Here is a 12,094-nt window from a genome sequence, read left to right as displayed (position 1 = left end):
AAACGGCGCCGCCGTCCGCCGTCACCCACGACAGGATCACCGACATGACCGATACGACACCCGATTCGCACGACGCCACCGGCACCGTCTGGGCCGTGTTCGGGCACCGATTCGCCCTCGACGGGGCAGGGGGGCGGATCCTGGCGGATCTCGGCCCGAAGGGGGCCGCGGGGATCGCCCTGGCGGTGGGCGACCGGGTCTCGGTGCAGGGCACGCAGAAGCCCTCCGAGATCAAGGTCACCCGCCTCACCCTGGCGGACGGCTCGACCCGCACGATCGACTGGCCCGAGAAGGAGAAGCACGACCATCCGCCGGCCGATCCCGCCCTGGCGATCCGGGCCGCGGAGGCGGCGGGCTACGCGGTCGCCGACGTGCCAGCGCGCAAGCCGAAGCATTTCGAGCTGCGGGGGGCGAAGGACGGCGCGGAGCACGAACTCCACATCACGCTGGACGGCGAGATCCGGAAGGCCAAGGTCCTCGCCGCGGCGTAGCCGCTCGCCAGAACGCGGGCGCCGGTCAGGCGCTCGTGCCCGGCGCCTTGATCAGGCGGCAGCCGGTGATGCGCCAGGTTCCGTCCGCGTCCCGGGCGAGGCTGTATTCGGCGGTCCAGTCGACGCCGTACTCGTCCTGGATCGCCACCGACTGCACCACCCCCGCCTCCCCGGTATCCCGGCCCTCGCCGAACACGAAGCTGCGGTGGCGGTAGACCGGGCGGTACTGGTTGCGGACCATGCCGATGAACAGGTCGGCATTCGGGAACATCTCCTGGATCGCCGGGGCCGCCTGAGCGTAGGCGGTCGGCGCATCGTCGCGCCCGAGCGCCTCGACCTGCTTGGTGATCACCGCCCGGGCCGCCGCCCGGGTACCGTCATCGGCCAAGGCCGGCCCCGAAAAAAAGCTGAGGATCAGCAGGAGGGTGAGCCACGCGCGCATCGACGGTCACTCCGATCGGGCGTCTCCCGCGAGACACCTGAGCCGACTGATCATCTAGAGCGCGCGCCGCCAAAGGGGATACCGGTTCGGCGCGAAGCGCGCGCGTCGAAACAACGGGCTCGACGCGAGCTGGAGGCGGGCCGTCGGCAAGCACTGCGCGCGCAGGATGTGCAGGCATCGCGCTTCGGTTGTGCAAGTCGCTGGAATGAGAGGCATTTTCAGCTCTGATCCGGCGCACGGGTTTGATTCTCCGCCCGGGTTTTGCGAGCGTCCGCGCACCGACTCAGTCCCACAGGGCTTGCCTACGGGGCTTGGCCGAGCGGAGCAGAGGGCGATGGTGCAAAGCCAAGCGGACGCGAAAACCCGTCCCGAGAGCGTTCCAGCCAAGGACGGCCCGACCACGGGCGTACCGGCCATGAGCGTCGGGGTGTTCATCCCGATCGGCAACAACGGCTGGCTGCTGTCCGAGAACGCCCCGCAATACCGGCCAAGCTTCGAACTCAACAAGCAGATCACCCTCAAGGCGGAAGCGCACGGGCTCGATTTCGCCCTCTCGATGATCAAGCTGCGCGGCTTCGGCGGCAAGACCGAGTTCTGGGACCACAACCTCGAATCGTTCACCCTGATGGCGGGGCTCGCTGCGGTCACCACCCGGATCAAGCTGTTCGCCACCGCGGCGACCCTGTGCATGCCGCCCGCGATCGTCGCCCGCATGGCCGCGACCATCGATTCGATCTCGGACGGGCGCTTCGGCCTGAACCTCGTCACCGGCTGGCAGAAGCCGGAATACGACCAGATGGGCCTGTGGCCCGGCGAGGAGTATTTCTCCAAGCGATACGATTATTTAGCGGAGTATGCTCAGGTTCTGCGCGAGCTGTGGGAGACGGGTCGAAGCGACCTCAAGGGCGCGTTCTTCCAGATGAACGATTGCCGCCTGAGCCCCCGGCCGCAGGCACCGATGAAGATCATCTGCGCCGGCCAGAGCGGCGCCGGCATGGCCTTCACGGCGCAGTATGCGGACTACAATTTCTGCCTGGGGAAGGGCCTCAACACGCCCACCGCCTTCGCGCCCGTGGTGGAGCGGCTGGCGGAGGCCCGGGCCAAGACCGGACGGCACGTCACAGCCTACGCGCTGTTCATGATCATCGCCGACGAGACCGACGCCGCCGCGATGGCGACCTGGGAGCATTACAAGGCGGGGGCCGATGCCGAGGCGATCGCCTGGCTGGGGGTCCAGGGCGCGGCCGACACCAAGTCCGGCGGAGACACCAATGTCCGCCAGCTCGCCGACCCGACCTCGGCGGTGAACCTCAACATGGGCACCCTGGTGGGCAGCTACGCCCAGGTGGCCGCGATGCTCGACGCGATCATGACGATCGACGGCGTGGAGGGGGTGCTGCTGGTGTTCGACGATTTCCTCAAGGGGCTCGACGCCTTCGGGACCCGGATCCAGCCGCTGATGCAATCCCGCCGGCACGTGGTGCCGGCGCAGCTCGCCGAGGTCGCGTGATGGATAGGCCCGCCGGATTCCAAGACGCCCAGGGCCGCCACGGCGGGGTGATCCTGCCGGCCCGGCCGGAGCCGATCGCCTTCGACCCGGCCGCGACAGCGCTGATCGTCGTCGACGTGCAGAACGCCTATGCCAGCCAGGGCGGCTATCTCGACCTCGCGGGCTTCGACGTGTCGGGCACCGGGCCGGTGATCGCCCAGATCATCCGGGCGGTGGCGGCGGCCCGGGCGGCGGGCATCCGGATCCTGTGGTTCCAGAACGGCTGGGACCCGGACTATGTCGAGGCCGGCGGCCCGGGCTCGCCGAACTGGCACAAGTCCAACGCCCTCAAGACCATGCGGCGGCGGCCGGAGATGAACGCCCAGCTCCTCGCCAAGGGCTCCTGGGACTACGCCCTGGTCGATGCCCTGAAGCCGGAGCCCGGCGACATCGTGCTGGGTAAGCCGCGCTACAGCGGCTTCTACAACACGCCGCTCGACAGCATGCTGCGGGCCCGGGGGGTGAACACGCTGGTCTTCACCGGCATCGCCACCAATGTCTGCGTCGAGTCGACCCTGCGGGACGGCTACCACCGGGAGTACTTTGGGATCGTCCTGGCGGACGCCACCCACCAGGCCGGGCCGCGGAGCCTGCACGAGGGGGCGCTGGCCAATATCGAGACCTTCTTCGGCTGGGTCTCAGACGTTTCGTCCTTCGAGGCGGCGCTACGCGCGCAGACCCGCGCCGCCGCCGAATAGACCACCCGCCATCTCCGAACCCGCACCGCGAAAGTCCGAAGAAAAATGCCGAAGCAGGTCGTCATCCCGCCGGGTACGGGCAAGCCGCTCGCCCCCTACGTGCCCGGCACCCTGGCCGACGGGGTGTTGTACGTCTCGGGCACCCTGCCCCTCGATGCCGACGCCAACGTCGTCCATGTCGGCGACGCGGGTGCCCAGGCCCGGCACGTGCTGGAGACGATCAAGGGCGTGGTCGAGGCCGCGGGCGGCACGATGGACGACGTGACCTTCAACCACGTCTTCCTGAAGAACTGGGCCGATTACGCGGCGATCAACGCGGTCTACGCGGATTACTTCCCGGGCGAGAAACCGGCGCGCTACTGCATCCAGTGCGGCCTCGTGAAGCCCGACGCCCTCGTGGAGATCGCCTCCGTGGCCCATATCGGCCGCTGATCAGCGGCCCCGCAGGAGCTTCGGCGCGAGGCTGGGCAGCGCCGCCGCCAGGAGTCCGGCCGCGCGCAGCACCTCCGCGGCCTCCTGCGGCGAGCGGCGAGCGAGCGCCAGGGCGAGCCGCAGCGGCACCTGCGCGCAAAAACTCGCGGCCGTGAGAGCGAGGGCCGCGGCCCGGCCGTGATGCTTGCCGGCATAGAGGATCTGGCTGCGTAGGAAGTAGAACAGGCGCCGGGCTCGCGCCTGCCGGGTCGTGCCCTGGCCGACATGGTGGGCGACCGCCCCGGCCACGTGCCGCACCGCGAAGCCGGCGGCCCGGGCGCGGGTGCAGAGGTCGGCATCCTCCCAGTAGACGAAGAAGCGCGGGTCGAAGCCATCGAGCGCCGCGAACAGGTCCCGGCGGATCATCAGGAACGCGCCCATCACCTGGCCGACGGCGCGGTCGTCGGCGTGATCCCATTCGAGCAGAAAATGCGGCCGGACCAGGCCGAGCCGGTCGAGGGCAAGGGCGCGGCCGAGGAGGCCGAGACCGGTGGGCGCCCGGGCGCAGGAGCGGGCGGTCCGGCCATCCGGGTCGACCAGCCGGGCGCCGACGATCCCGGTGCGCGGATCGTCCATCAGGGCATCCCGGGCTACACGGAGGGCGTCGGGGGCGACCTGCGTGTCCGGGTTGAGGAACAGGATCGCGGGGGCCTCCCCGGCGGCGGCGCCCTGGTCGCAGGCCCGGCCGAAGCCGTGATTCTCGGAATTGCGGATCAGCCGAAGCGGGCGGGGCAGGGCGGGCAGGTCGTCCGCCGAGCCGTCCTGCGAGGCGTTGTCCACCACGATGACCTGCACGGACGCGGCATGCTGCACGGTCGCAAGGCTCGCCAGGCAGGTCCGGAGCAGGGCGCCCCCGTTCCAGTTGACGATCACCACGTCGAGGACGGCGCGGTCCGTCATGGGCGATCCCAGGGCGGGCCGAGGCGCCCGAGGGCGCCGTCGCGGACGGCCCCGAGCAGCCGCAGCAGCACGGCCGGCCGCCAGCCCGAATCCGCCCAGTACAGCCCGGCCTGGAGCGGCAGGTAGGCGGCCTGGACGAGCTTCCAGCGCAGGGGCACGTGCGGCAGGCGCCAGGCATAGACCGCGTTGCGCAGGTAGGTCGCCATGCGGAACAGGGGCTGGCGCGGCATCGCGATCCCGAAGCCGCGGATTACCCCGCCCCCGACCCGGTGCGGGATCGCGACGTCCCGGGCGAGGTAGCAGCCGTAACCGAGGCTCCAGGCGCGAAAGCACCATTCCAGCTCGACGCCGTCGATGAAGAAGTCGGCGCGGAACGGGCCGATCCGGGCGAGGGCGTCGAGGTCGATGAGCGAGCCCGAGGTCGCCAGGAACTGCACCGGGGCGAGGGCGTCGCAGGCCGGCGCGCCGGGGCGGGGCGGGTAGGCGGGCGCCTTGTGGCCGACGGCCGGGGCGGGGGCCGGCCCTACGACCGCCACCGGGATCGCGGCCTGCCGGAGCCGGGTGAGGGCGGCGAGCAGCGCCGCGGCGAGCCCCGCGGGCGGCTCGGCATCCTGATCGAGCAGCAGCAGGGTGCTCGCGCCCGCCGCCCGGGCCGCCGCGACGATCTGGTTGAGCGCCTCGGCGATGCCGACATTGCGCCCCGCCGACAGCAGGGTCACGCCGGCCCGGGTGAGGCGCTCCGCCTCCGCGTCGGGCAGGCCGCCATCGTCGAAGGCGATCACCCCGGCGAATCCGGACGCAGTGTGCGCCAGGACCCGGTCCACCTGGTCCCGGCTCGGCCGGAACAGGGTGATGCCGAGCGCGAGGCGGCCCAGGTCTGGATCAGGCACGGGCCGGGCTCCGGCCGCTCACGCCCGCACCACCGCGACGGTGGCGGCCTGCTCGGCATTGAGGGTATCGGTCGAGGGAGAATGCCGGATGGGAAAGCCGGCGAGGCGGCGCATGGCGTCGATCCGGTCTCGATGGGTCGGCGTTTCGATATCGCGGCCCCCGGTCCCCGACAAGCTGGCATGCCGGCTCGGGCAGCCGCGGGGCCGCGGACCGGGCGGCCCATGGTTTACGGACTCGGCCGGTTCCGTTAGTTCGACGGGCGAAGAATGCGACGCCCGCCTCCGCGCCTCGCACGCCCCCGACGCTGCCGACCATGAGCCGATCCGAGACCAGCGCCTCGACCGCGTCGACCCCGAAGGCGGCCGACGGATGCCGCGCCTCGTGACGGCACGCGGCGCACGTTCCCCCGCAGAGCCCTGAGATGCGCCTCGGTTTGCCCCCGACAATCGGGCGGTTCAAGCGCCGCATCGGCCGGCCGGTCGCGCGCGGCGCCGTCGAGTCCGCGCGCGCCCTGCGCCTCGGCTGGCGCCGGATCAGCGATCCGCTGGGCCGACCCGCCGCCTTGCAGGCTCGCTGGGCCGGCGCGGGGGCCGGCGACGATCTCGAGGCACGCCTGATCGCGGCGCTGGAGCCGTATGTCGATGCCGGCTTCTACGCGAGCTGGTATGGCATCACGGTCGATCCGGTGCGCGACTACCTCACGGTCGGCTGGCGCGAGGGCCGGGATCCGCGACCGGATTTCTGCACCGCCGACTACCTCGCCGCGCGGCCGTATCTCGCCCGGGCCGGGATCAACCCGTTCCTGCACTGGCTGACGGCCCAGCGCGCCAAGGGCGGCGCTCTGCCGAAGCCCGACACGAAACAGGCCGAGCGCCTGGCCCGCCGTCTCGTGGACGGCGCGTTCTATCTCGCCCACAACCCGGACCTGCAGGCGGCCGGCGTCGATCCGGCAGCCCATTACATGGCTTCCGGCTGGCGCGAGGGCCGCGAGCCGTCGCCGCACTTCGACACCCTGGCCTATTGCCTGACCCGAAAAATCTCCTACGCGACCCAGAACCCGCTGGTGCACTACATCCTGCACGGCGGCCCGGCCCGGCCCGAGCCGGAGGATTTTTTGGCGGTCCAGGCCGAGACGCTCGCGCCGTATTTCGACGCCGCATACTACCGGCAGGGGCTAGCCGAGCGGGAGGCCCGAGAAATCTCCGAGGCCTCCGATACGGAGCTGCTGCGAGCCTACGTTGCCGACGGCTGGCGGCAGATGCGCAGCCCGCGTCAGGATTTCAACCCGGCCGGCTTCGTGCAGGCGCGGGCCGGCAGCCGGGCGGTGATCGGCGACCCGTTCTTCCGCTACGTCGCCGAGACGCTGCTTTCCGGCAAAAAACCGTTCTCGGGGCCGGACAGGCTGAACGTCCCGGCGGTGGACGAGGCCTGGTACCGGGCGACCTACGCGGACGTGCGGGAGACCGCACCTTACCTGCACTTCGCCACCAGCGGCTGGCGGGAGCTGCGCGATCCGGGCCCGGGGCGCTCGACGCTGGACGCGCTGCTGCGGGTCTGCGGCCTGCGCCCGGCGCGTCCGCCCGTGGAGGACACGCTGTGGCTCGGCGCGATCGGGCGCAGGCCTCTGGACCGGGCAGCGTCTCTGGACCTTCAGGCCGGGCTGGCGGCTCTGCATTTCGACCACGCCTTCTACCGGGAACGCTACGGCCTGGCGGAGGATGTCGACGCCGTCCGCGACTATTGCGACGCCGGCTGGCGCCAGGGCCGCAACCCACGCCCCGACTTCAACGGGCAGGCCTATCTCGACGCGCATCCCTGGGCGCGGGAGACCGGCATCGCGCCCCTGGTCCACCACCTCGCCACGGCACTGCTGCACGGCACCGATATTGCGGCCGGGCGATTCGACCCGCGCTACGGCCCGCCGCCCTCCGAGGCGGACGCCCTGGCGGAGCAGGCGCGGCTGTTCGAGCCATATTTCGACGCCGCGTTCTACGCGAAGCGGAATCCCGACGTCGCCGGTGCTGCGGGCGGGCCGCTGGCCCATTTCGTCGCCTACGGCCAGCACGAGGGCCGCAACCCCAGCAAGACCTTCTCGACCCGCTTCTATCGCCGGGCCTACGGCCACCTGTTCGCACCGGGCGAATCGCCATTTCTGCACTACGTCCGCACCGGCCGCGCCGCCGGGCTGATGGGCTGCCCCGAGGATCTCGGCAGTTGGCCGGCCATGGAGGCCCCCGAACCGCAGGATTGGGACGGCCTGCCCCGAGCCCTGACCCTCGCCCAGGCCCGGGTCGTCGTGATCATGCCGGTCTACAAGGGCCGCAGCGAGACCCTGCGCGCCATCCACGCCTGCCTCGCCGCCCCGCAGAAAACCCCGTTCACCCTGCTCGCCGTCAACGACCGATCCCCAGACCCGCAGCTCACAGCCGAGCTCGCCGAGCTGGCCGGCCGCGGCCTGTTCCATCTGGTCGAAAACCAAAACAACCTCGGCTTCGTCCGCTCGGTCAACCGCGGCCTGTCCCTGCGCCAGGGCCGGGCCGTGGTCCTGCTCAACTCCGACGCCCAAGTGTTCGGCGACTGGCTCGACCGGCTGGTCGCCCATGCCGAGACCGCCGAGGCGGACGGCCGCCCGCCGGTGGGCAGCGTCACGCCGCTGTCGAACAACGCCACGATCTGCAGCTACCCTCGCTTCAACGCCAACAACACCATGGCGCTGGAGATCCCCCGGCCCGAACTCGACCAGGCCGCCAAGGCGCTCAACCGCGGCCGCTCGGTGGAGGTGCCCACCGGGGTCGGCTTCTGCATGTACATGACGGCGGAGGCCCTCGACGCGGTCGGCACGCTGGACGAGATCGCCTTCGGCAAGGGCTACGGCGAGGAGAACGACTGGTGCATGCGCGCCCGCAAGGCCGGGTTCTCGAACCTGCTGGCCGAGGACGTGTACGTCTACCATGCCGGGCAGATCTCGTTCGGGCTCGACCCGGGCGGCGAGTACGACCAGGGCCAGGCGGCGCTGCTCGCCAAGCACCCGGACTACCCGGCTTTGGTCGGCCAGTTCGTCCAGGCCGATCCCGGCCGGCGGGGGCGGGCGCGGCTCGACCTGTACCGGCTCGCCCGGCACTTCCGCGGCCGGGCTTTGCTGTTCGTGACCCATAGCTGGGGCGGGGGCATCCAGCGGCACATCGACGACATGATCGCCCGGCTCAAGGCTGAGGGCACGGCCGTGGTGCTGCTCTCGGTCGACCGGGCCCGGAACATCCAGGTCAACGTCTCGTATCGCAGCCGGGAGTTCGTGTACCTGCCGAGCCTGGACAGCCTGTACCTGCCCCGCGACGCCGACGAGCTCGCCGCCTTCGTCGAGCAGCTGGCGCCACTGCTGATCCACGTGCACTCGCTGGCGGGCCTGCGCTGGAATGCGGCCCGCGCGCTGATGGACCTCGTATTCGGCTCCGGGCGGCCCTATGCCTGGACGCTGCACGACTTCTCGCCGGTGTGCCACCGCAACCACCTGGTGATGCCGGACGGGCGCTATTGCGGGCTGGCACCGGTGCCCGTGTGCCAGGACTGCCTGGCCTCGGACGCGGACGGCTACGAGGAGCCGGATCCGGCGGAGCGGCGGGCGACGTTCGGGCGGTTCCTGGCCGGGGCGGCGCGGGTGTTCGCGCCGTCGGCCGACACGGCGGGTCGGATCCGGGACGTGTATCCGGATCTGGCGATCACGGTGCGGCCGCATGTCGAGCACGACCGCAGCGTGCGCTCCACCGCCCTGCGGCGCCCGGGCCGCGTGCGCCGGGTCGCGGTGCTCGGTGCGATCAGCGCCACCAAGGGCGGCCTGTTCCTGCAGGCACTGGCCACCGATGCCCAGGACCGCAAACTGCCGCTGCGGTTCGCGATCGTGGGCTTCTCCGATCCCGCGCTCGCGGGCGGGCTGGAGCGGGCGGGGGTGAGCCAGACCGGTCGCTATGCCGGCGACGACGAGGCCCTCGACCTCGTCTGGCGGACCGCCGCCGACCTGATCCTGCTGCCGGCGATCTGGCCCGAGACCTACTCCTACGCCCTGACCCTGGCGTTGCGGACCGGCCTGCCGGTGGCGGCCTTCGCCCTGGGAGCCCAGGGCGACCGGCTGCGGGCCTATCCGAACGGCCATATCCTGCCCTACGCCCTGGCCAACGACCCGGCCGCCTTCAACGACCGGCTGCTGGCGCTCGACATCTCGCGCGCCGGGGAGCTCTCGGTTCCGATCCAGGCGGCCGAGTATGACGACCTGATGCGCGACTACTACGTCCTGGACCTGAATCCGGCCGGGGCGCAAAACCCACGCGACGAGGACGCCGCATGATCTCCGTCAACGAGGACATGAAGCAGGAGATGCTCCGGCGCGGCATCTCGGTGCTGCATCCGGCCCCGTTCGGCCTGCCGGAGGACTGCACCTTCGAGCCGCCCTGCAGCATCAAGTGGATGGGGATCGATTACTGCCTCACCATGGGGGCGTTCTCCTACGCGGTGAGCGGCTATTATTTCGGCGCCGACATCGCCCGCTACTGCTCGATCGGCGAGAGCGTCCAGGTCGGGCGCGGCAGCCACCCGGTCCATTGCGGCTCGACCTCGCCGCTGTTCTACACGCACCATTCGGCGGTGTTCGACCGCCAGGATCCCCGCGCCGAGGATTACGAGATCTGCGGCCCCTATCTGTGGCCCAAGCGCGTGCGGATCGGTAACGACGTCTATATCGGCCACGGCGCCTTCCTGATGCCCGACATTACCATCGGCGACGGGGCGATCATCGGCGCCATGGCGGTGGTGACCAAGGACGTGCCGCCCTACGCGATCGTGGCCGGCAGCCCGGCTCGGGTCGTGAAGATGCGGTTTCCCGACGCGCTGATCGAGCGCTACCTGGCGGTGCGCTGGTGGCGCTACGCCTTCTGGGACCTGCGCCAGTGCTCGATCACCGATCCGGAGAAATTCCTCGACGCCGTCGAGGAGCGGATCGCCGGCGGGATGCAGGAATACCGCCCGGACCTGATCCCGATCCAGTCGCTGATCCCGGGCGCCTGAGGCTCACTCCCCCGCCTCGGCGAACCGCGCGAACGCCGCTACCAGCGCGTCGGCGGCCGGCCCGCTCAAATCGCTGAAGCAGAGGCCCTCGCCGACGAACACGGTCCACACCCCATCATAGGTCGCTTCCTTCCGGATCCGCATGGCCGCCCTCCGGCATTGATCCGGGTCAACGATCGGGGGCGGGGGGCGTTGCTTCACTGAGTAAATGCTCGGCCATCACTACCTTTGAGCCGCGCCCCAAGATCAGGTGGTAGCTGTCATCCTATGGCTTGCAATAGCCTCACCCCACCAGCACCCGAGCCGCCGCCGCGCCGAGCGCGCGCACCCCGAAGGCCAGGTCCGCGTCGCTGGTATCCTCTGCCCAATGGTGGCTGATGCCGCCGATCGACGGGACGAACAGCATGGCGGCCGGGAGAATCCGGGCGATGTTCTGGGCGTCGTGGCCGGCGCCCGAGGGCATCACCTGCCAGCGGCCGGGGCAGACCTGCTCGGCGGCCTCCGAGAGGGCCCGCATCAGGTCCGGGTCGCAGGGGGCGGGGATCGCCTTCGACAGGGTCGTGAGCGTGGCGGGGCAGCGCTCGCGCCGGTTCGATTCGCGCACCAGCGCCTCGAGGCACGCTTCCATCCGCTCCAGCACCGGGATCGACACGTCGCGGAACTGGAAGGCCACCTCGGCGCGGCCCGGGATGATGCTGTAGCCGCCGGGATCCAGGGTGATCCGCCCCGTGGTCCAGGTGCTGCGCGGGCCACAGACCTTCGGAAATTCCCGGTCGATCGCCGCGAGCAGGCGCACCGCCGAGAGGCCCGCGTCCCGGCGCTCTGCCATGGTGGTGCCGCCGGCATGGTCCTGGTTGCCCGCGAACACGATCTGGAATTGCCAGATCGCCACGATGCCGCTGACCACGCCGAGATGCAGGCCGGCGGATTCGAGTTGCGTGCCCTGCTCGATATGCAGTTCCAGAAAACCCCGGTAGCGGGCCGGATCGAGCCGCATCCGCGGCAATCCGGCGAGCCCCGCGGTTTCGAGGGCCGCGCGCAGGGGCGTGCCGTCGGTGCGGTTGCGGGCGGCGTCGATCTCGGCCTCGGTCAAGGCGCCGATCGCAGAGCGGCTGCCCAGGAAGCCGCCGGAGAAGTGCCCCTCCTCGTCCGCGAAGGCGACGACGTCGACCGGCAGCCCGGCCCGGGCCAGGGCCAGCCCGGCCACCACCCCCAGCGCCCCGTCGAGCCAGCCGGCCTCGTTCTGGGTCTCGATGTGGCTGCCGACCAGGAGATGGGGTCCGGGCCCGCGATGGCGCCCGAGCACGTTGCCGATCCCATCGATCGACGCTTCCAGCCCGCATTCCTCCAGCTTGGCCATCAGCCAGCGGCGGGATTCCATGTCGGCGGCCGAGAAGGTCGGGCGGTGGACGCCGGTACGGAACCGGCCGATCTCGCGCAGGGCGTACAGGTCGGCCAGGAAGGCTTCGGTGTCGATCTCGGTCATGCTTCGAGCCCAGCTGCTGAAAGCCCGGGTCGTGCAAGCGCCATGCGCGCATCAGGGTTTCCAAAGGGCGAGCCCTTTGGCGGGGTGTCGGGGCGGAGCCCGACAGCAGGG

At 71.0% G+C, this 12,094-nt stretch carries 11 protein-coding genes; 6 read left to right on the top strand and 5 right to left on the bottom strand.

The genetic code is table 11. The features are described 5' to 3' along the window. Positions 1-44 precede the first annotated feature (44 nt). A complete protein-coding gene (locus BM228_RS17060; RefSeq protein ID WP_092042550.1) occupies positions 45-491 on the top strand; it encodes a hypothetical protein in 447 nt (148 codons plus the stop codon). A gap of 25 nt (positions 492-516) precedes the next feature. On the opposite strand, the gene BM228_RS17055 is transcribed toward BM228_RS17060, so the two are convergent. Continuing rightward, entirely contained in the window at positions 517-933 is a 417-nt protein-coding gene (locus BM228_RS17055) for a DUF4864 domain-containing protein (protein ID WP_092042548.1), read from the bottom strand. A gap of 415 nt (positions 934-1,348) precedes the next feature. On the opposite strand from BM228_RS17055, the gene rutA reads away from it, so the two are divergent. Genes rutA through rutC form a run of 3 tightly spaced genes read left to right on the top strand, consistent with a single transcriptional unit; the run spans position 1,349 to position 3,612 of the window. Further along, entirely contained in the window at positions 1,349-2,443 is a 1,095-nt protein-coding gene (gene rutA / locus BM228_RS17050; protein WP_092042634.1) for a pyrimidine utilization protein A, read from the top strand. After that, entirely contained in the window at positions 2,443-3,180 is a 738-nt protein-coding gene (gene rutB, locus BM228_RS17045) for a pyrimidine utilization protein B (RefSeq protein WP_092042547.1), read from the top strand. Before rutA ends, rutB begins: the two co-directional genes overlap by 1 nt. A gap of 45 nt (positions 3,181-3,225) precedes the next feature. Further along, entirely contained in the window at positions 3,226-3,612 is a 387-nt protein-coding gene (gene rutC / locus BM228_RS17040) for a pyrimidine utilization protein C (RefSeq protein WP_092042545.1), read from the top strand. Here rutC and BM228_RS17035 read toward each other — a convergent pair whose 3' ends face one another. Together BM228_RS17035 and BM228_RS17030 are read right to left on the bottom strand one after the other, a co-directional pair. Then, positions 3,613-4,551, bottom strand: a complete 939-nt coding sequence (locus BM228_RS17035) for a glycosyltransferase family 2 protein (RefSeq protein ID WP_092042543.1) — start codon at positions 4,549-4,551, stop codon at positions 3,613-3,615. Next, complete coding sequence (locus BM228_RS17030) at positions 4,548-5,441, bottom strand: glycosyltransferase family protein (RefSeq protein WP_092042542.1); 894 nt, start codon at positions 5,439-5,441, stop codon at positions 4,548-4,550. Before BM228_RS17030 ends, BM228_RS17035 begins: the two co-directional genes overlap by 4 nt. A gap of 422 nt (positions 5,442-5,863) precedes the next feature. Between BM228_RS17030 and BM228_RS17025 the strand changes: the two genes are divergently transcribed. Both BM228_RS17025 and BM228_RS35850 read left to right on the top strand, forming a co-directional pair. Next, entirely contained in the window at positions 5,864-9,781 is a 3,918-nt protein-coding gene (locus BM228_RS17025) for a glycosyltransferase (protein WP_092042540.1), read from the top strand. Then, positions 9,778-10,497, top strand: a complete 720-nt coding sequence (locus tag BM228_RS35850) for a CatB-related O-acetyltransferase (protein WP_092042538.1) — start codon at positions 9,778-9,780, stop codon at positions 10,495-10,497. The genes BM228_RS17025 and BM228_RS35850 overlap by 4 nt, the downstream gene beginning before the upstream one ends. Before the next feature lie 3 nt (positions 10,498-10,500). Here BM228_RS35850 and BM228_RS34705 read toward each other — a convergent pair whose 3' ends face one another. Both BM228_RS34705 and BM228_RS17015 read right to left on the bottom strand, forming a co-directional pair. After that, on the bottom strand, positions 10,501-10,641 hold the full coding sequence (locus BM228_RS34705) for a hypothetical protein (protein ID WP_167367755.1): 141 nt from the start codon (positions 10,639-10,641) through the stop codon (positions 10,501-10,503). 139 nt (positions 10,642-10,780) lie between these two features. Next, a complete protein-coding gene (locus BM228_RS17015) occupies positions 10,781-11,983 on the bottom strand; it encodes a Zn-dependent hydrolase (protein WP_092042537.1) in 1,203 nt (400 codons plus the stop codon). Positions 11,984-12,094 lie beyond the last annotated feature (111 nt).

Origin of the sequence: Methylobacterium pseudosasicola, assembly GCF_900114535.1 — a bacterium.
Taxonomy (GTDB): domain Bacteria; phylum Pseudomonadota; class Alphaproteobacteria; order Rhizobiales; family Beijerinckiaceae; genus Methylobacterium; species Methylobacterium pseudosasicola.
Note: the sequence above shows the minus strand (reverse complement) of the source record. Positions and strands in the feature narration are given on the sequence as shown.